Raw genomic sequence first — 22,302 nt, 5'->3', positions numbered from 1 at the left:
ACCCGGTAGCGCTTGCGGCATTCCGGCAGTCTGGTGAAGAAAGGGTAACGAAACGACAGGCCGAATCGCCTGGGGAGGCTTTCATGACACAGAGTCCCTCATTGCAAACCACCTTGCAGGACCGCGCTGCGGCAGGTCGAGGGCTGGTTGAGCCATTGCTCAAGTATGCACATCGGGCTGATGTTATCGTTCTCGCCTTGCCACGTGGTGGCGTTCCAGTGGCCTATGAAGTGGCCACGGCCTTGCAGGTTCGCCTGGACCTGATGCTGGTGCGCAAGCTTGGCGTTCCTTCCCATGAGGAATTTGCAATGGGCGCCATTGCCAGTGGCGGCATTCAGATCCTCAATGAAGACGCACTGCGGTCCCATCCGATTGATCGAGCCAGTTTCGATGCGGTGCTCGCGCGGGAAACCCGAGAGTTGTTGCGTCGTGAGCAAGCGTATCGGGGAAACCGCCCACCGGTGCAACTCAAGGATCAAGTGGTGATCCTGATCGACGATGGCCTGGCGACAGGGGCCTCGATGATGGCGGCGGTACACGCGGTGAGAAGACAAGCGCCTGCTCGCATCGTTGTCGCCGTACCGGTTGCGCCACTTGAAACGGTAGAAGCGCTGCGCAGCGAAGTCGATGAAGTGATCTGCCCGATCATGCCCGAGTGGATGATCTCGATCGGCTATTGGTACTTGAGTTTCACCCAGACATCGGACGAAGAGGTGATTCAATTGCTGCAACGCGCCTGGCAGCGGGAGTCTGCTGGCGTTCCCCCTGAAGGGGATGGTGATGTTTGAACTTCAATCTCGACAGTTGGACTTGGATGATGCTGAGTTGACTGCCGATGTGCGACTACCACCGGGCGCCAGCGCGTTGGTGGTTTTCGTTCACGGTAGCGGCAGCGGTCGATCAAGCCCGCGTAATCGATATGTCGCAGAATCGTTGGCCGAGCGAGGCTTGGGGTCGCTGCTGTTTGATCTGCTTACGGTTTCCGAACAACGTCTGGATAACCTGACCGGGGAGCTACGTTTCAATATCCCCCTGCTTGCCAAGCGACTGGTCAGGGTGATCGACTGGATTGGTCATGACTCAGCATTGCGATCACTACGCATCGGCCTGTTCGGGGCGAGCACCGGGGCCGCCGCCGCGCTGTTGGCGGCGGTCGAGCGAGCGGATGCGGTGTACGCGGTGGTCAGTCGGGGAGGACGGACCGATCTGGCCGGGCCGGCACTGTCCCAAGTAAGGGCGCCCACATTGCAGATCGTCGGCGCACAGGACCCCTTGGTGGTCAGGCTCAATCGCCAGAGCAGTCAAGCACTGCGCTGTGTCCAGCGCCTGGATATCGTGCCTGGCGCGACACATCTTTTTGAAGAGCCCGGAGCCCTTGAGGAGGTCGCCAGGCTGGCGGGCGACTGGTTTGCAGAACATCTGTCCATGGAATCCTCGTGACGGCCCTCAGGCCAGACGGAAAAGCTTCCTCCTTGGTCAGCCAGTTGTGATCCGATGTGGTTGGTCATCTGAACGCCAGGGGCACAGACCATGGAAACATACCGATCAAAGCGTATTCTTGCCCTCTGCCTGACTGCGCTCGTGGGCTGTACCAGTACGAACGAGGAGACGGCGCAAGAAACGCTGCCCATGTCAGGTATCGCCATGGCGGATCAGGTTTGCTCCTTGTGCCACGGCCTGACGGGCGAGTCCGTGTCGCCGATGTTCCCCAAGTTGGCCGGTCAGCAAAAAGAATACCTTCAACTGCAACTGAAGGACTTTAAAAACCATGTACGTAGTGATAAAGCCGGGACTAAGTACATGCGCGGCTTCACCCATTTGACTGAGGCCCAGATCACCGAACTGGCCGACTATTTTGCCAGTCAGCGTCCGATGCAGGCTGGTACCGATGTGTTTGATGCGCGCGGTGAATTGATCTACGGCGGAGGTATACCCGACTCCGGCGTCGCCCGATGCAGTTCATGCCACGGTACTGACGGCGAGGGCGAAGGCCGGGTGCCCCGGGTGGCGGGACAACACGCGGAGTACGTGATTCACCAGATCAATGTGCTGCAAAAAACAGCCCAGCACGCACTGTCTGATGCAGACGCGGTAGCTGTCGCACGTTACTTGGCGGGACTTGGGGGCCAGAAACAATGACCTTCGAGTACCCGGCGCCCTGACCTTATCTAAATCAACAGCAAATCCTCTTGGCTGGACGATTTTTTGAAGCAAACCCCTTGAGGTCCGCCCCCATGGATCTTGGCCAGGCGATCTACAGCCGTATCGTTGGCCATCCGAAGTCCGCGCCAGCGCCCGTCACGCACAAGGCACCAGAGGTCCGTTGGATTGGCTGACAGGGCAGGGGCCAATGCGCTGCGCCGTACACCTGGGGCGCGGCCAGGAGGCGTCCGCTCAGGCGCAATCAAATGCTCCGTTTTCCGCCAGCAAAGAAGCGACCAGGGCGGTGCTGTCGAGTATCCGTAGGTGACGTGTCACACAGTCAGGAGGCAGGCGAAACGGCGGCACGGTGTCAGCGATGGCGATGTGTTCGAAGATTGGCTGGTCGAACAGTTGAATGCCAGCAGTAAACAAACCGTGTGTAGCGGCGGCGAACAAGCGCCCGGCTCCAGCCTTCTGGCAGGCTATGCCAGCATGTTTGAGCGTATCCCCCGTGCTGATCAGATCGTCGAACACGATGGCTGTCTTACCGCAGACATCGCCTATCAAGAGGGTGCCCGTCAACGAGCCATGGGCACGATGTTTTTCCATCAACGCACTGCCGACCGAACGTCCCAATAGCCGCTCCAAGGCCTGACGAAACAACTCGGCCCGCTTAACGCCCCCTGAGTCCGGGGAAACGGCAACCACTTCATCGTTGCCCACTAGTGTGGCGAAATGCCCGGCGAACAGTTCCGTGCACTGCAGATTCCACGCAGGCATGCGAAACGCGTTGTCGAACGCGGCCGGATTATGCACTTCCAGGGTGATCAGCTGATCCACACCACTGGCTTCGAAAAACGCGGCCACATAGCGCGTGATGGTCGGGTCCTGAGGCTGGCTGCGGCGGTCCTTGCGCCCGTAACAGAGGTAAGGTGACACCACCTGCACCCGGCGCGCACCGGCATCCTTGAGGGCACCGCAGAAAAACAGCAGGCGACACAGCTTGTCATTGGCGCTCTGCTGGTCGTCACCATACAAGCCATGGAACACCACGACCTCGCGGCCGTTTACCGGATCCAGCGGTCGGCATTTATGCTCGCCGTCTTCATAGTCGCGCTCCTCGTGGCGCGCCAAAGCGCAGCCAAGCCATTGCGCAACCCGGGCACTATAGGACTCGCTGCCTCGCAGGGCAAAAAGAAGCGGGGGCAGGGTAGACATGCAGGACTCCTTCGAGGCAGCCGAAAAACGCACCTCAGCTCAATGGCACGTGTCCCTGTGAGTTTTACCGCGTTGCCGCGGATCTGTTGCACTGTCAGCGGGCGGCACCGTGTCGTACCACCTCAATGCAAAACACCTGTTCGAAGGGCGGCACGTTACATTCGACGATGTCAGTGGCGGCGACTTGCAGATGCACGCCGACTATGTCGGCCCGGATCGGTTGCTGGCAAATATGCCGGTCGACCAGTACGGCAGTGTAGACGCGACGAGCCCCCAGTTGCGCCAAGTACGCGCAAGCACGCAGTAGCGAATGGCCTTCGAAGAGCACATCATCAACCACCAGCAAGGTGGTATTGGCAAGGTCCAGCCTGCCCAGGGCCGGGTTATCGGTCAATTGCGTGTAGGTATGCAGCACTTGCAGGTCGTCGGCGTAGCGCTTGACTTGCAGGGGGTAAAGAGGGAGTTCCGGCTGGCAGGTATGATGCGCAATGTACTGGCGCAATCGTTGGGCCAAAGGTTCGCCCCGACGCTGGATGCCAATCAGTGCGGCGTGAGCCGGCGGCAGCATGGTCGCAGCCTTGCGCGCCATTGCCTGCAGCACGTCATCGAGCTCATTACTGTCATACAGGCGCATCCGCTGACTTGCTAGTAGGATCGTCATTGTCTTCTCCTGTCCGCGCTCCATGGGTTGTGTTCGAAAATACCCGCAGGCCCCACTCCCGAAGGACCTGCACTCGTTGTCACACGCCAAATGGATACGTTTCGTCTTCCGGTTCCAGTTGCTGGTTTTTCGGCAGTGGCAGCGCGTTGACCGGCTTGGTCTGTTCGATCCAGATCATGGCGTCGAATTGTTCAGCCAGCACCGACTCGAAGTAATGACTCAGACGCTCGCTTTCGGGGCGGTATATCACCCCGATGGCCCGCTCCAGCAAGGGGGTAGACAGGACTCGGCGTAGCTCTTTTCGCTGCGGGTCTCGCCAATCGGTCAGCGATGCAGCGATACCGGCCTTGAGGAACTGATGCTCCCAACTGTCCGGTCGCGAGGGGCGGATGTCCTTGATCCGCATCTCGCCATCCCAATCATCGGCGGCAGCCACCTGGCCTCGATCAGTGGCCATGCCGATCAGAACGACATCGCGCCCAAAGGCGCTTCGACACAGTTGACCGATGTTGAACTGCCCCTTCCAACCCATTTCCGTGGCGCCCGCATTGCCGATATGGGAGTTGTGCGCCCATACCACTGCCTTGGCTTGTGGGCCCCGGTGCTCAAGCAGTGCTCGCAATGTATCGAACATGTGCCGGTCACGCAGGTTCCAGGAGGCCGTCGACCCTCGATAAATCGCGCGGTAATACTGTTCCGCCGCCATGACCACCCGGGCGTTCTGCGTCGCATTGAAGAATGCCTCATCGTTGTGGATGAGACCGGCCAATTGTTCAGCCAGCATGACATTGAGCTGTTCGACCACCGGCTGTTCACAGGGCATTACACCTCCACGTTCGACGAAGTGGCCGTACAGCGAGGGCTCATCCTGCCACGGGGTCAAACAGCCATAACGCCGCCGGGCTTCTTGAGCCAGATGCGGGTCGACCCGATCCAGATAGTCCAGCACTTCATGGATGGAGTTGCGCAAGCTGTAGACGTCCAAGCCACGAAACTCGACGCGACGGTCGGGATCTTGTTGGTGATTGTGGCGGTGTAGCCAGTGGGCGAACGCCTTCACCTCACGATTGCGCCACATCCAGGTCGGAAATCGGCTGAAGATGTGACGCTTCCACGCCGTATGCGCAAATCCCCGGACGTATTGGTCGACATGGCCGGCGTCCGGCCAGTCTGCTTCAACCGCGACGATATTGAACCCGTGCCGCTCGATCAGTCTTTGGGTAATCGCAGCCCGGGCTTGATAGAAGTCGCTGGTCCCATGACTCGCCTCGCCGATCATCACCACGCGTGCATCAGCGTAGCGATCAAACATCTGGGCAAAAGCGGGGGAGTCCAGGTCCGGCAGTGGCTCAGCGTATTGACGCAACAGAGGGGCTATATGCTCCCTGTCAACGTAATGTTGCTTGCCATAAAGCTTCTCCATCATTTTGTGCGAAGGTGAGTTCATGAACATCATCCTCGAAAAGAGTGGATTGCTGCTGACGGCATGGTGCTCGTGTCATACCCGGCGTCAAACCGTCCGAAATCGTTGGCGCAGGCATCTCGACTCAGTGCGCTAACGTCTCTGTATTCGTTGTTGGATTATTCACACCGCGCCCAACGGGATTGATTGAGGTTTGTCAATAAAGGCGCAATCCCCCCAGAAGATAGTGATCACTTGAGATAGCCTCGGGGTATCCATCCCAGTCCGCTGTCCTCATCGACATGGGCATTGTCAGAAAATAAGGCCCGAATCGTTTTTCCAGAGACTCCCTTCAATGCTCGACAAATGGCTGGGCCCGGTTCTATTACTGTTTACCGCGCTGACGCTGTTAGTGGGGGGCGCTGCACACCTGGCGCAAAGACCTGGATGGGCAACGCTTTGCTGGTCCACCGGAACGTTGGTGATGACCGCGGTGCTGCTGGTGGAAGTCATTCAACGATTGGCCCGCCGCGAGGCGGGCGTCGACCTGATAGCACTGCTGTCCATGACGGCTGCCTTGGTGCTTGGACAGGCGCTGGTAGCCGCTGTGATTGCCCTGATGCTCGCCAGCGGGCGCACCCTGGAGTTTTTCACTCGACAGCGGGCTGAGCGCGAGCTTCGCGCGCTCGTCGACCGGGCGCCGCGTTTTGCCTGGTTGCAGGAGGAGGGAGGCCTGCGCAAGATCCCCGTTGAACAAATCCAGCCGCATCAGACCCTGTTGGTACGCTTAGGCGAGGTAGTGCCTGTCGATGGACGCCTGCTGAGCCTTGCCGCCACGCTGGATGAGTCGGCGCTCAACGGCGAATCGATGCCCGTGACTCGTCGGGAAGGTGAGCAAGTGTCCAGTGGCATCGCCAATGTCGGTGCGCCCATCCTGCTCATAGCCACGCAAACAGCGGCACAAAGCACTTATGCCGGGATCGTGCGGCTGGCCGAGACGGCACGGCGTTCGCGTGCACCGTTCGTGCGTTTGGCCGATCGCTATGCATTGTTTTTCATTCCACTGACATTGCTGTTTGCTGTCGCGGCCTGGCTAATGAGTGGAGACCCCTTGCGAACTTTAGCGGTTCTGGTGGTGGCTACGCCTTGCCCCTTGATCCTGGCGGTCCCCATTTCCATCATGTCGGGTATTTCAAGGGCTGCGCGACGGGGCATCCTGATCAAGGACGGCGTAACCCTGGAGGCGTTGGCCGGGATCAAGCAAGTGTTTCTCGACAAGACGGGGACACTGACTAGCGGTCATGCCCGCCTGCAGTCGATAGAAGTCAACGGCTTGGAAGATCCACAGCGCCTGCTCGGCCTGGCCGCTTCGCTGGCACAGGCCTCAACGCACCCGGTTTCCCAAGCGATTGTTGAAGCGGCGCAACAGCGCCAATTGCCCCTCGCAGTCCCGCAGGACGTGGAAGAAACTCCCGGATCTGGGCTGTGTGGGCGAATCGATGGTGTCCAAGTACGTTTCGGTACGTTGGCTTATGCTCATAAAGAAACGCCCGAAACCGATTGGGCCGCCGCCATGTTGCGCCACATGGATTACCTGGCGTGCAGTGGAAGCTTCATTGAGGTGGATGGGAAGCTCGCTGGCCTGCTGCTTTTTTCGGACAACGTTCGCCGCGAAACCCCACAAACATTGCGTCGACTGCGCAACAGGGGGATCGAAAAAATTGTCATGCTCACCGGAGATCGGCTGGAAACCGCCGAAATGATCGCGCTGTCCGCGGGCATTGACGAACTGCGCGCCGGGTTGAGCCCAGAGGATAAAGTGCGTGCCGTACAGCAAGGTAGCCAGCATGCCAGCACACTGATGGTTGGCGATGGCATCAACGACGCCCCCGCACTGGCGGCGGCCAATGTCGGCGTGGCCATGGGCGCGAAGGGGGCCATTGCGTCTGCGCAGGCGGCTGGTGTCGTGCTGTTGGTTGATCGGCTGGATCGCCTCGTCGAGGCGTTGGACATCGCCAGGCGGACCCGTTATATCGCCCGCCAAGGTGTACTCGTCGGTATGGGACTGTCGTTGCTGGCCATGGCAGTGGCGGCCCTCGGTTATTTGCCGCCGCTGATTGGCGCCGTAGTCCAGGAAGGCATCGACGTGGTGATCATCATTAACGCCTTGCGCGCATTAGGCCCATTACGGGGCAAGAGACAGAGAAAACTTGGCGCAGAGCAAATCGATCGCCTGCAAGACGAACATCAGCAACTCGCCAGCGTCCTGAGTGATCTGCATCGGTTGGCCAGTGACTTTTCTCAGCGTCCACTAGAGCAGGCACAGCGCGATTTGTTCGAACTGGTCCACAAACTGCAAACGTTACTGGAGCAGCATGAGCGTGAAGATGAAAACACTCTCTATCCACTGCTGACGCGAAACATGCAGGGAGAAGATCCCTTGTCGACAATGAGTCATGTCCACCGGGAAATCTTTCGTCTTATCCATTTGCTGGCGCGCATGAGCAGCGACTTCGGCACCCAACCCACGGTAACTTCCGCTGATCAGATCCAGCATCAGTTGATTCGCCTGGACACGCTTGTGCGATTGCACTTTGACCAGGAGGAGGAGCTGTTTCGGTATCTGGATTGGCGTTAGAAGCTGGCGTCATGAGCGATGAATTTGCTGCCTGAAGGCTGGGGGCGGACAGCCGAAGCCGCCCCACACCTCTTATGAAGCCGTTGGAATGGTGCCGCCATCAATGACAAATTCGCTGCCCGTGATGGAGGCCGCGCGAGGCGAAGCCAGGAAGGCAATGAGGTTCGCCACTTCCGCAGGTTTTGAGGGACGGCCGAGTGGAATACCGCCTAACGCTTTCATGATCAGCTGCTTGCCGCCTTCGTAGTCGGTACCTGCTTCTTTCGCCAAGCGCTCGGCCAAGGCGACCGACGCCTCGGTTTCAACCCACCCCGGCGATACCCGGACAACACGCACGCCTTTTGGCGAGATCTCCTTCGACAGGCTTTTGCTGTAAGTCGAGAGCGCAGCCTTGGCAGCCGCGTAGGCGGTCGTTGCTTCAGGCAGAGGCAGCCGGCTCTGAATGGAAGTCACATGGATGATGACACCCTCGTTCCGTTCGAGCATGCCCGGCAACAAGGCACGGTCGATGCGCACGGCCGGAAACAGGTTCAGATCGAGCTCGCGTTGCCAGTGTTCCTCGTCCAGTGCAGCAAAGCCGCCACCCGGTGCCGATGAGCCACCCAGTACATGGATGATGATGTCGACATCTCCCAATATTCGCTTGGTTGCGGCCACCAAGGTCTCACAACCCTCCCGGGTCGACAGGTCAGCCGGAACGCACAGGTCTGGCGGCATTTCGATGTTTACCTGGCGAGCGCAGGTCAGCACTCTTGCGCCTTCGTCGAGCAGCAGCTCCACAACCGCTTTACCGACACCTTTGGTGCCGCCGGTGACCAGAACGCGCTTGCCTTTCAAATCAAGATTCATGGCGTAATCTCCATCTATGACGGGTGAATTGATGACACCCAATGATCTTGCCGTCCACGGGATAGTTTGCTCAACTGGCATAAACGTAATGGCTAATCCCGATAAGCAGGACAATCAAATGCCGGATCTTCGTGTAGGGCTCAATGAGTTGGAGGCGGTAACGGCCGTGGCGCGCCGGGCCTCGTTTCGACAAGCCGCTATCGACCTGAACGTTTCCACGACTGCATTGAGCAATACCATCGCCAAGGTTGAGTCGAACCTTGAAACGCGGCTCTTCAATCGCACCACACGCAGCGTGTCTCTTACCGAGGCCGGCAGGCTGTACATGGAGCAAGTCGGGCCAGCGCTACAGGATGTTCGCGCTGCGCTCGAGGCGGTGCGCTCGCACAATGTCGGACCTTCGGGAGTCTTGCGCATCAATGCATTTGCAAGTGCCGCTCGGACTCCCCTGATGCCGCTGATGCTGGAGTTTTCACGGCGTTACCCAAAGGTGCATATCGATCTGGTGACCGAAGGGCGCCTCGTGGACATTGTCGAGGGCGGATTCGACCTCGGGGTGCGATCTGCCAATCTGGTGCCCAGCGACATGATTGTCATCCCGCTGGGCCGACCGCAACGTTACGCCATCGTGGGCTCGCCAGCGTACTTCGAGGTGCACGGCCGACCTCGGGCTCCAACCGATCTACTCACACATCACTGCTTACGGGTCCGCCTACCCAACGGCGCCATTTTTCCGTGGTATCTGGAGCGCGATGGAGAGGTCATCCGGTTGGATGTGAACGGCCAATTCACGCTGGACGAGCCTGGCCTCGCCAAGGCAGTAGTCGGGACAGGCGTGGCCCTCGGTTTTTTCATGGAACAGGACGTTCAAGCCGAAATCGAGACCGGAGCGTTTGAGCGGGTATTGGAGGACTGGACGCCTGCGCGAGACAACTTGTGCCTGTATTACCCGAACCGGCGCAACCCTTCGGCAGCGCTCAAGGCGTTTATCGATTTGGCCCGTGCCAACATTCAACCATTGGCAGCAGGAAACAGCCCTTAGCGGGTTGGCATGAACAGGGTCACGGGCGCATGCACGAAGCTCATATGTCGTAAGTGGACCGTATAGCCTCCACGGCCCGCTCACCGATCACGACGCACGGGGCCATCGTATTGCCGCTCGTCACATGCGGCATGATGGAAGCATCGGCAATGCGCAGACCCTGGACTCCGTAGACCCGCAGTTGACCGTCGACCACGGACATCGCGTCCTGGCCCATTTTTGCCGTACCGCATTGGTGCCAGTAAGTAACCGCAGCGTTGCGCGCGTAGTGTTCGAGCGATTGGGTATTCAGCTTTCCAGGCAGGCTTTCACTTTTTATCAAGCCCTTGAAGGGGGCCTGCGCGCCCAGTTCCTGGACAAAACGGATGTTTTCCAGCGCGTTGCACAGATCGGTCGGATGGGACAGCGTGTTGGGTTCAATGATGGGGGCATCGGTCACATTCGGGCCGCTGAGCTTGACCCGTCCGCGACTTTCCGGGTGGGCAAGGCCGGCGAACATTGTCCAGCCATGTGCGGGCACGCCGAGTGAGGCGGTCTCCGCGCTGGGCACTGGAAATTCGACCTGACAGTGGAACATGTCCGGGAGGTGCAAAGCGCTTTCGCTGCTCCAGTAGAGCGTCGCCTCCGAGCCGCCGTAACCCACCGTTTGTGGCGTCGCGTATTCGAAAATAACGGCAAAGGACACGTGGTCTTGATGATTGGCGCCAACGCCGGGGAGAGGCTGGACGACCGGAATGCCATGGCGCTGCAATTCTTCCTCCGGCCCCACGCCTGATTGCATCAGGACCTTAGGCGTGTTGACCGCTCCCAGCGACAGAATGACTTCGTGATTGGCGTAAAAACACTCGATCTGGCCATTGTTTATGGTTTGCACGCCGATGGCGCGTTGGTCCCTGAATAGCACGCGACTGACAAGCGTATCAGTCAAGACCGTGAGGTTGGGCTGGCCACAGCGTGGCGCGACGTATGCGCGGTAGATGGAATGACGCCGGCCATCCTTGACGATGAGATCGTTCAGCGCCGCACCTCCGCGGCCTTCCATCATGGCGCCGTTCGGGTTGTCAAAAGCAGGTATACCCATTCCGGCAGCCGCGCTGATCATGGCGTTCGCAATCGGTTGGGCGTTTCGCACAGGCGCGACATGAACTGGGCCGCCCTGGCCGCGACGGGCTGGATCGCAGGTGCCCCGATAGTCTTCCACGCGTTGATAAATCTTCAGGACCGACGCGTAGTTCCACGCAGGATCACCACTGTGCGTCGCGAAGTCTTCCCAATCGTTTTTATGACCGCGGGCCCACAACATGACATTGATGCTGGACCCACCGCCCAATCCGCGGCCCATATTCAGCGGGATTTTCCTGTCGTTGAGATGAGGGTTTGCGGCACCCACGAAGTTCCAATCGCGCTCGGTGCCAAGGTTCAGGGGCCAGTTCCCCGGCTCCAGCACGTGGGGGTGTTCATCGCTGCCCCCGGCCTCGATGAGCAATACCTCGACCTCGGGGTTTTCGGCCAGCCGTCCAGCCACGACGGAGCCGGCAGTGCCCGCTCCACAGACGATAAAATCGAAATGATGTTTTTTCAGCTCGGAATTCATAGGCATGAGCAGGTCCCTTGGGCGGAGTGTCATCGTTCGCCAGGTTGATGAGTCGATCGAGTGGGTGAGCGGCCGTCAGCCCTTGGAAATAGGGCGGCAAGCCAGGTGCAGAGGCGAACATGCGGTGAATCTCGCGAGGGCAGGGAAGTACGTTGCGTCTGGCTGTTCGACTACCGTTCGCGCTATGACTAGCGGTGGCAAGCATCCAGGTGCAGCGCACTTCCCTCGACCTCAGCGCAGGAGGGGCCTGAGATTACTGGCTCTTCTGAACAGCCTGGATGATGACTTTTGCAACATCGGCCGGGCGCGATTGTTGCGGCACATGGCTGGCTTCGATTTCGGTGACCTTGGCACCGATCTTCTTGGCGAAAGCCCGCTGCAGATCAGGCTGAATCATCCGGTCTTCCTTGGCCACGACGTACCAGGATGGCTTGCCTTTCCAGGCAGCGACGCTGGTTTTGTCATCGAATGCCGAGGCGCGGATCGGCCCTTGCGTCGCGGCCATTACCGCGGTTTGCTCGGCGGAAAGATCCTGGGCAAAACCGGTGGCCATGCCCTCGGCGGTCATGTACAGGAAACCGTTTTTGTCGGCGGCGATGTCTTTCACGCCGGACGGAGCAGGGTAGTCCTTGCCCAGGTCTTTACTGGCTTGACCGGCATCCGGAGCGAACGCGGCGACGTACACCAGGCTGCGTACTTTCTTGTCGGTGCCAGCCTCGCTGATGACGGTGCCGCCCCAGGAATGGCCGACCAATACGACGTCGTTCTCCTGGTTGTTCAGTACACGCTGCGTGGCGGCGACATCGTCAGCCAGCGAGGTCAGCGGATTTTGTACTACGGTGACCTTGATGCCTTCCGCCTGCAGCAGCGGGACGACCTTGCCCCAGTCGGACCCGTCGGCGAAAGCGCCATGGACGATGACGACAGAAGGTTGCTGCGCCGCGGCATGGGCCGCGCCGCCGAACAACGAACAGGTCATGGCGAGAGTGAGGGCAAGGGCCTTGGGTTTGAACATGATGCGATCTCCTGTATGGGGTGAGCGCAGTTTCAGCGATACTCGGCGGCTGAGGTATCGGTCATTTATCCGAGGCCATCAATAATGTTCAATCGGATGCCCGGAGGAAACGACATGTCGGCAGGTGACTGTATCGAATTGGAAGACGCCATTCTGGCGTTGTCCATGGTGGGCGACCTGAGCATGGGCCAGCCGTTCGATCAGTCGCGCCGTACCGCCCGATTGGTGCAGATGCTCGCGCAGGCGTGCAATGGCGCCGGCGAGCACACCGAGATCGGACGCCAAGTGGCCTTGCTGCGCTGGTCAGGCTGCACCGCCAATGCCGAGGGCTTCACCCGGCTGCTGGGCGATGACGTCGAGGGCCGCAACGCGATGCTGACGCATACCCTCAATGCGTCGGGCCAGCGGGCGATGCGCAGGTCCACGCCGCTGGCACAGATTCATTGCGAGGTGTCCGGTGATATCGCCCATACATTGGGCTTGAGAACCGAAGTCGAACACGGGCTGCGTCATGTGTTCGAGCAATACGACGGGGAGGGAAGGCCGTTCGGCCTGCGTCACCCGCAGGTGCCGGAGGTGGTTTATCAGGTGTTGCTGGCAGGGGATCTGGAAATTCTGTCCCGCAGCCACGGCCTGGAGGTGGCACTACAGTGGATCACCAGCAAGCGCGACCGACGTTATCCAGCAGCGCTTGCCACCGAAATGTTGAAACACGCTACGGACTGGTTGGATCAACTGCGCACGCCACAATCTGTTGATCCACGGGAAACCACCGCACAGGTGCCGCTGACCCTGGTCGGCGATGTGATCGATCTCAAGCTCCCGTGGCTGTCGGGCTATTCGCGTCGCTCCTCAGAGCTGGTGCGCGAAGCCGCCAGGCTTTCCGGCCTGCCGGCATCAGCCGTTGACCATCTCGGCCAAGCGGCGCTCATCCATGGCATTGGCCGCGCAGCAGTGCCCAATCGAGTCTGGAACATTCCGGGAGCGTTATTGGAGGGCGATCTTGAGCAAGTGCGGTTGGTGCCTTACTGGACGTCGCGGGCCTGCGGCCAGATACCGGCGCTGGCAGTGTCGGGCCAGATAGCGGCTCACGCGTACGAGCGACTGGATGGCAGTGGTTACTTTCGCAGTCTCAGCGGTGACGCGCTGCAAAGCGAACACCTCTTGCTTGCCGCAACCCTTGCTTGGCAAGCGTTGCTGAGCGAGCGACCGTGGCGACCGGCCCTGAGTCAGAGTGATGCTGCCCACCTATTGCTGGAGGAGGCGGACCAGGGACGCTTTGACCGACGCGCCTGTCAGGCGGTCATCGCGGCGGCGCGCGGGGACACAACGATGACGGCCTGCAAGCCTGGCGGTGGCCTGCTTTCCGAGCGTGAAACCGAAATTCTACGGCGCATCAGCGCAGGGGGAAGCAACAAGGAAGTGGCGCGTCAACTGGGCATCAGTCCGAGCACGGTCCGTACCCATGTGGAAAACGTGTTCCGTAAACTTCAATGTACCACCCGTGCGGCTGCGACCCTTAAAGCCCTGACGCTAAGGTTGATTTGAGACCAAGCGCAATTCGCCGATAGTTGTTTATTGCGCGATATATCATTTATTCGAAACAAAAATAACTTATTCGATTATCGAAGAAATATTGTTTTGATTTTGATCGAAAAGATGCAACGCGCTTTTTAGCAAATCTACTTAAGATTAAGCGACGGACCTGCCAAACAAGATTGAAAAAAATAACCAGGAGCTGAGCATGATGGACCTGAACGGTTTTAGTTGCCTATCAAGCAATGCCGAGAGCCATGCCATGGCGGTTCATCATGTCTGGCTCATTCCAGGAGCGCTTCCAGACGACGGTTTTGAAAAGAAAGTGGGGGTGCCTTATTGGACGTCGCCTGCCTGTGGCCAGTCTGTTGGACGCTCGTTGGCGGCTCAGAGGGCGGTTCAGTCTTATGAACGGCTCGATGGCCGCGGCTACATCCGCGGCTTCGAAGGCGATTCAGTACAGATCGGCTATCGGCTGCAGGTTGCAACACTGACCTTACAGGCATTGCGCAGCCAACCCAGCTTGAGCGAGGAGGGCACGCGCGCCATGGCCGCCTCCAGAATAAGCAGCAGCCCGCTCTCCGAGCGTGAAGCACAAATCTTGCGCTGCATCAGTGAGGGAGGCAGCAACAAGGAGGTGGCGCGGCAGCTTGGCATCAGTCCGAGTACGGTGCGCACCCACGTCGAAAACATGTTCCGCAAGCTGCAATGCACCACCCGCGCAGCGGCCACACTCAAGGCGATGAGTCTGGGATTGATCTGACTCAGAGTGGAGTATGCAGCGTCGACAGCACCCTGACGCAGCCCCATGAATGACAAATGTAAATCGTCGGGCTAAGAGAGCCTCGTGCGCGAAGACGCGAGTTGTGCGCTAGCTTTCTCCCCTGGGCAGTTCCGCGAAGGAAATCTGCTATCAGCTCGGGTTCAAAGCCCCGGCCTATCTGACAAGAATGTCAGCAAGCGGTCAGGCTCAGGACACCTTTGTTCTGTAGTCTGGGGAATGGTGCACACAGCCTGTCCAGGATCCTTGTGAGATGGATAAAAGTCTGTCTCGACCCGCGCCGCTTCTACGGAGGAGTTACCCGATGCGTTTGCTCATCGTCGAGGACGAAGAAAAGACGTCCTCTTATGTGCACCGTGGCTTGAGCGAGCTCGGCTACATCGTTGATGTCGCGACTAATGGCATCGATGGCCTGCACTACGCGCTGGAAATGGATTATGACGTCGTTATCCTGGATGTCATGTTGCCGGGCAAGGACGGCTACGGCGTGCTCCAGGGCTTGCGCCTGTACAAGAAAACCCCGGTCATCATGTTGTCGGCAAGGGGCACGGTGGATGATCGCGTCCGTGGGCTGCGAGAGGGTGCCGATGATTACCTGGCCAAACCTTTTTCATTTGCCGAACTGGTCGCGCGTATCCAGGCATTAATCCGGCGTTTCGCCGACGACACGGCCGACCCGACGCACTTGCGCATCGATGACCTCGAGGTCGACCTGCAATCGCGTAAGGTCACCCGGGCCGGGGTGCGGCTGGACCTGACGGCCAAGGAGTTCTGTCTGTTGAGCCTGTTGGCGCGGCACCAGGGCGAGATTCTTCCCAAATTGATGATCGCCGAACAGGTCTGGGACATGAATTTCGACAGTGACGCCAACGTAGTCGAGGTTGCGATCAAGCGTGTGCGAGCTAAAGTGGATGCGCCTTATCCACGCAAGCTGCTGCATACCGTCCGTGGCATGGGCTATGTACTGGAAAGCCGCGAAGCCGATGGCAGGCAAAATGGTACGCCATGATGAAAGGATCGATATCCAGGCGACTCGGCCTGATGTTTGCGCTTTCGGTCATGCTGATCACCGCGGTCAGTGCGACGCTGTTGCGCTGTTCCTTGAAGCAATCGCTCGAAGATCAGATGCAGAACGAGCTGATCCTGCGCCATTCCGTACTCGATCCGGTACTTGCAAAATACGATTCGCCGGCGTTCTGGGTCGGCTTGCGTGAGAAGCTGGATGGCCTGACGCCCACGGACGAGCGGGTGCGTTATTGGGTCCTGGTTGATGACCCGGCCTACAGTTATGGCGGGGCCATGCCGGACGGCCAGGATTGGTCGAAGCGCCCGGATGGATTCTCCACGGTCGAGATACCTGACCGAGATCGTCCCATGGTGCTGCTGATCAAGACCATTGCCTCCATGGGTAGCCGGCCGGAGTTGCGCTTTATTGTGGGACTCGATTCAACACCGTTCATGAAGACCTTGGACCAGTTCACCAAGACGCTGATCCTGATTTCGGCGCTGGGCGTTGTGCTGGTTGCATTGCTCGGTTACTGGATTGCGCGTTTTGGCCTGGGGCCGGTCAGGCGCCTGAGCCGTCAGGCCAACAGCCTGCCGCCGGGGGATTCGAAGCAGCGACTGGACACCGAGGCGCTGCCAAGCGAATTGCAGGAGTTGGCGGTGTCGTTCAACGGCGCCTTGGCTCGCCAGGAAGCGGCCTGGTGCCAGCTCGAAGGGTTCAATGCCAATGTGGCCCACGAGCTGCGAACGCCGTTGACCAACCTGATCGGGCAGACCCAGGTTGCGTTGGCCCACGGGCGGGACGTGAATGAGCTTCAGGATCTGTTGCAGTCCAACCTCGAAGAGCTGGAGCGGATGGGCACTATCGTCAATGACATGCTGTTTCTGGCGGGTGCCGAAAGTGGGCAGCGGGCGACCGAGCTCAGTGATGTCTCGCTTTATGAAGAGGCGTCGAAGACCGTGGAATACCTTGAGCCTGTCTTGCACGACAAACAGCTGAGCGTGGAGATCGAAGGCGACATGCGTGTATGCATCGACCGACGCCTGTTTCACCGTTCCCTCGCCAATCTGATACAGAACGCGGCGCGATACGCGGTGCCGCAGAGCGTCATCATCGTCCGCCTGGAAAGTCATGGCATGCAGGCCGAGGTGAGCGTTTCCAATGCGGGCGAACCCATCGACAACGTGCACCTGGAGCATTTATTCGAACGCTTCTATCGCGCCGACGCCGCCAGGGCCCGGAGCGACGCGCACCATGGCTTGGGGCTTTCCATTGTGCGAGCCGTGGCGTCCATGCACGGTGGACGAGTGTTTGCCCACAGCAAGAATGGGCTCAATACCTTCGGATTTTCCCTGACGAGCCAAGCGGCGCGCTAGTCGCAGGCCTTGGCTGAGCGCTGTTGCGTCTTAGCGAACGCCGGTGTTTCCCCAGCATCGGCGTTTGACATCTTCCTGTCAGTCAGCAGTCACCTTGACGTCAGTGTCCCCCTCCTAGAGTGCTACGACCATCCCGGTAAAGGCAGTCGTGGAGTCCATCATGAATATCCAAAACCTGTCGATCGCCAGTCTGCTGGCCGTCATCACATTGAGCGGTTCGCCTCTGTTTGCCAAAGAAAACAAGGAACCACCGGCTTACGAATATGGCATGCCGCTGGACATCGCCCACGCCATTCGCATCGAGGTCCCGAGCTCGCAAGTGTGTGAGGTCGTGCGGGCAAAAATGACCTACGTGGATACGCAAGGGGAAATCCGCCAAGTCAGCTATCTGCAACAGGCTGAGGCGTGTTCCATCCAGTGAGCGCCGACCGTGTCGGTTCATTATTCAAATAGAGGATTCAACCATGTGGAACACAACCTCCTCCGCAATCGGCGTTCTGAACACCATAAACCCGCTGATGAGACTGGGCCGAGCGCTTCTCGCCGGTGTCGCGCTGCTCAGTGCCGTAAGTGTCGAAGCGACGGCTCGTGTCGCACCGAAACCCGACTGGTCGACCAACGACATACCGTCGCAGAAGGGCCGAATCGTCCTGATCACCGGTGGCACCAGCGGCATGGGTTATGAGGATGCGCTGGCACTGGCGCGTGCCGGCGCGCAGGTGATTATCGCTGCTCGCAATCCAGAGCGCGGCGCGCAGGCCATTGCACGCATTCAACAGTCGGTGCCCGATGCCAAGGTGCAGTTCGAGGCCGTGGACCTGGCCAACCTTTCATCCGTGCGCGACCTGGCCCAGCGTCTTAATCAGAGGCTGCCGCGCCTCGACGTGTTGATCAACAATGCCGCCATCATGGCGCCGTCCGAACGAGGTACATCAGCCGATGGTTTCGAACTTCAGTTAGCAACCAATTACCTGGGGCACTACGCGCTGACCGGCCTGTTGGTGCCACTCCTGCGTCAAAGCCAGGACGCCCGCGTGGTGAGCCTTTCAAGCATTGCAGCGACCCGTGGCGCGATAAACTTCGATGACCTCCAGGCCAACCAGAAGTACGACCCGTATGCGACATACGCGCAATCGAAACTGGCCATCCTGCATTGGGCGTTCGCGCTGCAGCGGCGCAGCGATGCCGAAAACTGGGGCATTCGTAGCATCGCCGCGCACCCCGGCGTTGCCGTAACCGAGTTGGTCGAACGCGGCCCCGGCCTCAACAGTGAATTCGGCCAGCGCTGGGCCCAGGACCGCGACGCCTACCACTCAGCGGCACAAGGGGCGCTGCCCACGCTGTATGCCGCCACCGCTGCGCAGGCCGTCGGCGGCGCCTATTACGGGCCGACCGGAGACCAGGAAAAGCGCGGTCCGCTGGGTTTTGCCAAGACGCCTGCTGCAGCGACCAGGGAGGCGGATTCCGATCGGCTTTGGACGGTCTCCGAACGGCTGACCGGTGTCATCTACCCCTGATGCAACCTTGGGCGCGGGTGTTCGTCCCGTGCCCACCCCCTGGCCTGTTGCCGTCTTCCTGGAGTTCCCATGAGTACGCTTTCCTATCTGCACCGGCTGAGCCTCGCCCTTAACGCCAGCGACGATGAGCTGCGTCCGGCGCTGTACGGATTCCTGCTGTTCCTGTGCCTCTTCACCGGTTACTTCATGCTGCGCCCGATCCGTGAGTCGATGGGCATCGCGGCGGGCGTAGAGAACCTGCAATGGCTGTTCACCGCGACCTTCCTGGTCATGCTGGCAGCGGTTCCGATGTTTGCCTGGCTCAGTTCCCGGGTACCGCGCTTGCGCCTCATCGACTGGGTGTACGGCTTCTTCGGCGTCAACCTGCTGATGTTCGTCGAATTCTTCCAGTTCCAGCCGGACAGTGTCTGGCTGGCCCGGGTCTTTTACGTCTGGATCTCGGTTTATAACCTGTTTGTCGTGTCCGTGGCCTGGAGCTTGATGGCGGATGTATTCGACAGCGAGCAGGCCAAACGTTTATTTGCCTTTATCGCTGCCGGTGCCAGCATCGGCGGTCTGCTGGGGCCGGCCCTGAGCACGCTGCTCATCGGTATCTTCGGCGCCTCTGGGTTAATGCTGCTGGCGGCTTTGTTGCTCGGTGCCACACTTGTCTTGAAACGGGCACTGATGAGATGGCGGGAAAAGGGTGGGGCCGGCCGACCCGGCGCCGCGCCGACGCAAAGTCCTCGGCAGCCATTGCGCGGCAACCCGTTCAGCGGTTTGACGGCCGTGCTCAGATCACCTTACCTGCTGGGGATCGCCGGGTTCGTGGTGCTGTTGGCGACCGTCAGCACCTTTCTTTATTTTGAGCAGGCGCGCCTGGTGGCCGAGCACTATCCGGATCGCGAATCGCAAGTTCGCATCTTTGGCACCATCGATATCATCGTGCAGGCGGGCGCGTTGCTGTCCCAGTTGTTCATCACCGGTCGTATCGCGCCGAAGCTGGGGGTACGTGCGTTGCTGGCCGTTGTCCCGCTGCTCATGTGCATCGGCTTCCTTGGCCTGGCGTTGGCGCCCGGGTTTGCGCTGCTTACGACGTTGATGATCGTGCGACGAATCGGCGAGTACGCGTTCGTCCGGCCGGGCAGGGAAATGCTCTTCGCGCCCTTGGATGCCGAGAGTAAATACAAGGCCAAGAACTTCATCGACACCGTGGTTTATCGCGCCGGTGATGCCATGAGCGGCTGGGCCAAGAGCCTGCTTGACATGCTGGGGCAGGGCGCCGGCCTGGCCGCGATGATTGGCGCGTGTTGCGCGTTGCTGTGGGGGTACTTGGGCTGGCAATTGGGACGGCAGGCCGATGATGCCGCTTCGCGGGAGCTACGCCTGGCAATTATCTCGGCCAGGGCATGAAGATTTTTATTCTCCATCGCGCCCTTACAGTGAGAGGTGATACGGATGACTCTAAAAAGCAGGGTACTGGCAGTAAGTGCGGTCATTGCCTTTTCGGTTTTCTCCACAGCTTTTGCGGGCAAGGAAAATTCGTTGGTCGGCACCTGGCGCATGATCAGCGCAACGGTTGAGCGCCAGGGCAGTAGCTCGGATGCTTATGGACCCAATCCTCATGGCTGGCTCGTTTTCACCCCAGAGTTGACGTTTATTGAAGTGCTCACAGATCCGCGTGTGCCGCCGTTTCGCTCCAACGTGCGTGGCGAAGGCACCGATGAGGAAAACCGCGCAGCCATGCGCGGTAGCATCGGTTTCTTTGGACGATACACCGTTAACCCGAATGGCGAGTTCACGGGCAACACCGTCGAAGGGGCTACATTTCCAAACTGGGTGGGCGCGGTGCGTACCCGGGATGACTTGCAACTGAAGATCGACGGCGACCGGATGGTAGAAGATTTTCGGCGCCCGGATGGGGCGAAGGTTCACATCGTCTGGGAGCGTGTAAGGTAGCTGCGAAGTATCTTCCATGCTGGCCATGCTTGATTTGAGTGTCCTCATGCATCGGCCGGTCTGGAACCGTGAAGCCGAAAACAAAAATCCGATGCCTATTCCCCGACGAGCACGGCATCGACCGCTGCAATGGCCAACCTGGCAGAAAGCGTGGCTATTTCATAGCTACCAGGCGCTGGGTTAAGCCAGCTTGTTCAAGGACGAGGAAATGAGTGTAGGCCACTAAATGATGGCCTTTTGCTTTTAAGCGGATCCCGCTAGAATCCATTCCCCTCTCTATGAGCGGCATTAGTAAAATTACGCAAGGATGTCGATATGCAATTTGCAAAAGCCGTAGGCCTTGCCTTGGCCTTGAGCCTGAGTGGATGTGCCAGTTTCACCAAAGATGAAGTAGCCCCCGTGAATCTGCCTTCAATGGCCAGCTACTCGAACAAGCCGAACGTCTATGTCGATTTCGATTTCTATCAGGGCGATCCCGACAATGCCAAGGCCACCGAGATGCCGCAGGCTCGCGACATGCTCAAGCCCGATCTGAAGCGAACCTTCGATGAGTCAGGGCTTTTTGGGCGCGTGGTATTTGACGAATTCCAGAAGCAACCAGGCGACTACAGCCTTCGATTGAAGGTCTATAACCATGCGCCAGGCGGTGGGCAAATGGTCCTGGCGTTCATCAGTGGCTTCACGTTCACGATCATTCCTGCGTTGGCAACCGACCAGTACACCATGAGCCTGGAAACCCTGGACGAGCAGGGTCAGCCGCTGGGCAAGACCAGCAATCATGATGCGATAAACACCTGGATGGGCATCTGGTTTCTGCCCCTGGCAAGTAATACGCCCAAGGCTGCTATCACCGACACCTTCAACCGGCAGGTCAATGCGTTGTTGAAGAACTGGGTCGACAACAACCGCATAAAATACTCCGCTGTCGACACCCGCATTCCACGGGGCTGACACCGATAGAAAAAGAGCCGCAATCGCGGCTCTTTTTTTTGATCACTTCAACGCTTGAGTGAACTGTGGGTCGCTGTACAAGCTCTTGAGCAGGTCTTGAACCATAGGGTTGTAGTTGTTCGCGGCAGCCGGAATGGCGATCGGACCGAAGAAACTGCTGTCCCAATCACGCTGCACATCTTTAGTGGTTTCGTATAAAACCTGATCACCCTTACGCAGCGTGAAGCGTGCAGCCACCTCGCCATGGCCGTTGCTCATGCCTGCGGTGAGCTGGCTCTTGACCAACTGAACCTGCAACTGCCGGTCTGCACGAGGGTCCAACAGCCCCGCCTGACGAAGCTCATCGTTGATCGCTGCCTGGATGTGCAGTGGAACGCTACCCTCGGGCGACGAAATCGGGTTCAGGCGCACCATCAGCGACCCTTGACCTGAATCCGCATTCACCTGCGTCTCGCGCAAGGGCTGCATGGGGGCATTTTGCTTGAGCTGCTGAACGTTCTGAAAATTGGGTTCATAGCGGGTCATGGTTACACCACAGCCTTGTAGCAGCAACGCGCAGAACGGTAGAGCCAAGTAGAGCTTCTTCACAGCAAATCCTTATGTGCTTTTTAGAAGGCGTGATTATCGACTGATAGC

21 protein-coding genes and 1 pseudogene are annotated in these 22,302 nt (G+C 59.1%); 14 read left to right on the top strand and 8 right to left on the bottom strand.

Annotated features, from left to right (window positions below):
* The first annotated feature begins 83 nt into the window (after positions 1–83).
* The 3 genes from EPZ47_RS14915 (at position 84) to EPZ47_RS14905 (ending at position 2,139) form a co-directional block, all read left to right on the top strand.
* Complete coding sequence (locus EPZ47_RS14915) at positions 84–788, top strand: phosphoribosyltransferase (protein ID WP_135845489.1); 705 nt, start codon at positions 84–86, stop codon at positions 786–788.
* Positions 781–1,440 (top strand): dienelactone hydrolase family protein, encoded by a 660-nt coding sequence (locus EPZ47_RS14910; protein WP_135845488.1) that lies wholly within the window; start codon positions 781–783, stop codon positions 1,438–1,440. Before EPZ47_RS14915 ends, EPZ47_RS14910 begins: the two co-directional genes overlap by 8 nt.
* 90 nt (positions 1,441–1,530) lie before the next feature.
* A complete protein-coding gene (locus tag EPZ47_RS14905; protein WP_238346740.1) occupies positions 1,531–2,139 on the top strand; it encodes a c-type cytochrome in 609 nt (202 codons plus the stop codon).
* A gap of 255 nt (positions 2,140–2,394) precedes the next feature.
* Here EPZ47_RS14905 and EPZ47_RS14895 read toward each other — a convergent pair whose 3' ends face one another.
* From EPZ47_RS14895 to EPZ47_RS14885, 3 genes are all read right to left on the bottom strand, one after another.
* The gene (locus EPZ47_RS14895) at positions 2,395–3,360 is read right to left on the bottom strand and encodes a ribose-phosphate diphosphokinase (RefSeq protein ID WP_135845487.1); all 966 of its coding nucleotides are present in this window, start codon (positions 3,358–3,360) and stop codon (positions 2,395–2,397) included.
* Positions 3,361–3,454: 94 nt separating this feature from the next.
* Positions 3,455–4,021, bottom strand: a complete 567-nt coding sequence (locus EPZ47_RS14890; protein ID WP_135845486.1) for a phosphoribosyltransferase family protein — start codon at positions 4,019–4,021, stop codon at positions 3,455–3,457.
* A 79-nt stretch (positions 4,022–4,100) separates the two neighbouring features.
* Positions 4,101–5,468, bottom strand: a complete 1,368-nt coding sequence (locus EPZ47_RS14885; protein WP_135845485.1) for an erythromycin esterase family protein — start codon at positions 5,466–5,468, stop codon at positions 4,101–4,103.
* Positions 5,469–5,778: 310 nt separating this feature from the next.
* On the opposite strand from EPZ47_RS14885, the gene EPZ47_RS14880 reads away from it, so the two are divergent.
* Positions 5,779–8,061: a heavy metal translocating P-type ATPase gene (locus tag EPZ47_RS14880; RefSeq protein WP_135845484.1), complete on the top strand. Its 2,283-nt coding sequence runs from the start codon at positions 5,779–5,781 to the stop codon at positions 8,059–8,061.
* Positions 8,062–8,133: 72 nt separating this feature from the next.
* Here EPZ47_RS14880 and EPZ47_RS14875 read toward each other — a convergent pair whose 3' ends face one another.
* Positions 8,134–8,910: an SDR family oxidoreductase gene (locus tag EPZ47_RS14875; RefSeq protein ID WP_135845483.1), complete on the bottom strand. Its 777-nt coding sequence runs from the start codon at positions 8,908–8,910 to the stop codon at positions 8,134–8,136.
* A 118-nt stretch (positions 8,911–9,028) separates the two neighbouring features.
* Here EPZ47_RS14875 and EPZ47_RS14870 point away from each other — a divergent pair, with 118 nt between their 5' ends.
* Positions 9,029–9,952: a LysR substrate-binding domain-containing protein gene (locus EPZ47_RS14870; RefSeq protein WP_135847993.1), complete on the top strand. Its 924-nt coding sequence runs from the start codon at positions 9,029–9,031 to the stop codon at positions 9,950–9,952.
* Between the two features lie 40 nt (positions 9,953–9,992).
* On the opposite strand, the gene EPZ47_RS14865 is transcribed toward EPZ47_RS14870, so the two are convergent.
* Positions 9,993–11,552: a GMC family oxidoreductase gene (locus EPZ47_RS14865; RefSeq protein WP_238346739.1), complete on the bottom strand. Its 1,560-nt coding sequence runs from the start codon at positions 11,550–11,552 to the stop codon at positions 9,993–9,995.
* A gap of 247 nt (positions 11,553–11,799) precedes the next feature.
* A complete protein-coding gene (locus EPZ47_RS14860) occupies positions 11,800–12,561 on the bottom strand; it encodes an alpha/beta hydrolase (protein ID WP_135845482.1) in 762 nt (253 codons plus the stop codon).
* A gap of 114 nt (positions 12,562–12,675) precedes the next feature.
* On the opposite strand from EPZ47_RS14860, the gene EPZ47_RS14855 reads away from it, so the two are divergent.
* From EPZ47_RS14855 to EPZ47_RS14820, 8 genes are all read left to right on the top strand, one after another.
* A complete protein-coding gene (locus EPZ47_RS14855) occupies positions 12,676–14,109 on the top strand; it encodes an HD domain-containing phosphohydrolase (protein ID WP_135845481.1) in 1,434 nt (477 codons plus the stop codon).
* Positions 14,110–14,305: 196 nt separating this feature from the next.
* Entirely contained in the window at positions 14,306–14,860 is a 555-nt protein-coding gene (locus EPZ47_RS14850) for a LuxR C-terminal-related transcriptional regulator (protein ID WP_135845480.1), read from the top strand.
* A 322-nt stretch (positions 14,861–15,182) separates the two neighbouring features.
* Positions 15,183–15,887, top strand: a complete 705-nt coding sequence (locus tag EPZ47_RS14845) for a heavy metal response regulator transcription factor (protein ID WP_135845479.1) — start codon at positions 15,183–15,185, stop codon at positions 15,885–15,887.
* Positions 15,884–17,260 (top strand): heavy metal sensor histidine kinase, encoded by a 1,377-nt coding sequence (locus tag EPZ47_RS14840; RefSeq protein WP_338051099.1) that lies wholly within the window; start codon positions 15,884–15,886, stop codon positions 17,258–17,260. The genes EPZ47_RS14845 and EPZ47_RS14840 overlap by 4 nt, the downstream gene beginning before the upstream one ends.
* Positions 17,261–17,420: 160 nt before the next feature.
* Positions 17,421–17,681, top strand: coding sequence for a DUF2790 domain-containing protein (locus EPZ47_RS14835; protein ID WP_135845477.1), 261 nt, complete (start codon positions 17,421–17,423; stop codon positions 17,679–17,681).
* A gap of 43 nt (positions 17,682–17,724) precedes the next feature.
* Positions 17,725–18,777, top strand: coding sequence for an oxidoreductase (locus EPZ47_RS14830; protein ID WP_135845476.1), 1,053 nt, complete (start codon positions 17,725–17,727; stop codon positions 18,775–18,777).
* A 69-nt stretch (positions 18,778–18,846) separates the two neighbouring features.
* On the top strand, positions 18,847–20,169 hold the full coding sequence (locus tag EPZ47_RS14825) for an NTP/NDP exchange transporter (RefSeq protein ID WP_135845475.1): 1,323 nt from the start codon (positions 18,847–18,849) through the stop codon (positions 20,167–20,169).
* Positions 20,170–20,214: 45 nt separating this feature from the next.
* On the top strand, positions 20,215–20,715 hold the full coding sequence (locus tag EPZ47_RS14820) for a lipocalin-like domain-containing protein (protein ID WP_135845474.1): 501 nt from the start codon (positions 20,215–20,217) through the stop codon (positions 20,713–20,715).
* Positions 20,716–20,813: 98 nt separating this feature from the next.
* Here the strand turns inward: EPZ47_RS14820 and EPZ47_RS30430 are convergent.
* Positions 20,814–20,888: pseudogene (locus EPZ47_RS30430) on the bottom strand (hypothetical protein); the annotation flags it as partial.
* 142 nt (positions 20,889–21,030) lie between these two features.
* On the opposite strand from EPZ47_RS30430, the gene EPZ47_RS14815 reads away from it, so the two are divergent.
* Positions 21,031–21,666: a hypothetical protein gene (locus EPZ47_RS14815; RefSeq protein ID WP_135845473.1), complete on the top strand. Its 636-nt coding sequence runs from the start codon at positions 21,031–21,033 to the stop codon at positions 21,664–21,666.
* Between the two features lie 42 nt (positions 21,667–21,708).
* On the opposite strand, the gene EPZ47_RS14810 is transcribed toward EPZ47_RS14815, so the two are convergent.
* Positions 21,709–22,254: a hypothetical protein gene (locus EPZ47_RS14810; RefSeq protein ID WP_135845472.1), complete on the bottom strand. Its 546-nt coding sequence runs from the start codon at positions 22,252–22,254 to the stop codon at positions 21,709–21,711.
* Positions 22,255–22,302: the final 48 nt, after the last annotated feature.

The organism is Pseudomonas viciae (assembly GCF_004786035.1).
GTDB lineage: Bacteria > Pseudomonadota > Gammaproteobacteria > Pseudomonadales > Pseudomonadaceae > Aquipseudomonas > Aquipseudomonas viciae.
Note: the sequence above shows the minus strand (reverse complement) of the source record. Positions and strands in the feature narration are given on the sequence as shown.

Bases quoted from the DNA above. Each gene is read 5' to 3' on its own strand.
- EPZ47_RS14870 (WP_135847993.1), top strand. From the start codon at position 9,029: ATGCCGGATCTTCGTGTAGGGCTCAATGAGTTGGAGGCGGTAACGGCC.
- EPZ47_RS14845 (WP_135845479.1), top strand. From the start codon at position 15,183: ATGCGTTTGCTCATCGTCGAGGACGAAGAAAAGACGTCCTCTTATGTG.
- EPZ47_RS14880 (WP_135845484.1), top strand. From the start codon at position 5,779: ATGCTCGACAAATGGCTGGGCCCGGTTCTATTACTGTTTACCGCGCTG.
- EPZ47_RS14890 (WP_135845486.1), bottom strand. From the start codon at position 4,021: ATGACGATCCTACTAGCAAGTCAGCGGATGCGCCTGTATGACAGTAAT.
- EPZ47_RS14885 (WP_135845485.1), bottom strand. From the start codon at position 5,468: ATGAACTCACCTTCGCACAAAATGATGGAGAAGCTTTATGGCAAGCAA.
- EPZ47_RS14855 (WP_135845481.1), top strand. From the start codon at position 12,676: ATGTCGGCAGGTGACTGTATCGAATTGGAAGACGCCATTCTGGCGTTG.
- EPZ47_RS14895 (WP_135845487.1), bottom strand. From the start codon at position 3,360: ATGTCTACCCTGCCCCCGCTTCTTTTTGCCCTGCGAGGCAGCGAGTCC.
- EPZ47_RS14865 (WP_238346739.1), bottom strand. From the start codon at position 11,552: ATGCCTATGAATTCCGAGCTGAAAAAACATCATTTCGATTTTATCGTC.
- EPZ47_RS14905 (WP_238346740.1), top strand. From the start codon at position 1,531: ATGGAAACATACCGATCAAAGCGTATTCTTGCCCTCTGCCTGACTGCG.
- EPZ47_RS14815 (WP_135845473.1), top strand. From the start codon at position 21,031: ATGCAATTTGCAAAAGCCGTAGGCCTTGCCTTGGCCTTGAGCCTGAGT.
- EPZ47_RS14915 (WP_135845489.1), top strand. From the start codon at position 84: ATGACACAGAGTCCCTCATTGCAAACCACCTTGCAGGACCGCGCTGCG.
- EPZ47_RS14825 (WP_135845475.1), top strand. From the start codon at position 18,847: ATGAGTACGCTTTCCTATCTGCACCGGCTGAGCCTCGCCCTTAACGCC.
- EPZ47_RS14820 (WP_135845474.1), top strand. From the start codon at position 20,215: ATGACTCTAAAAAGCAGGGTACTGGCAGTAAGTGCGGTCATTGCCTTT.
- EPZ47_RS14875 (WP_135845483.1), bottom strand. From the start codon at position 8,910: ATGAATCTTGATTTGAAAGGCAAGCGCGTTCTGGTCACCGGCGGCACC.
- EPZ47_RS14860 (WP_135845482.1), bottom strand. From the start codon at position 12,561: ATGTTCAAACCCAAGGCCCTTGCCCTCACTCTCGCCATGACCTGTTCG.
- EPZ47_RS14835 (WP_135845477.1), top strand. From the start codon at position 17,421: ATGAATATCCAAAACCTGTCGATCGCCAGTCTGCTGGCCGTCATCACA.
- EPZ47_RS14840 (WP_338051099.1), top strand. From the start codon at position 15,884: ATGATGAAAGGATCGATATCCAGGCGACTCGGCCTGATGTTTGCGCTT.
- EPZ47_RS14830 (WP_135845476.1), top strand. From the start codon at position 17,725: ATGTGGAACACAACCTCCTCCGCAATCGGCGTTCTGAACACCATAAAC.
- EPZ47_RS14910 (WP_135845488.1), top strand. From the start codon at position 781: ATGTTTGAACTTCAATCTCGACAGTTGGACTTGGATGATGCTGAGTTG.
- EPZ47_RS14850 (WP_135845480.1), top strand. From the start codon at position 14,306: ATGATGGACCTGAACGGTTTTAGTTGCCTATCAAGCAATGCCGAGAGC.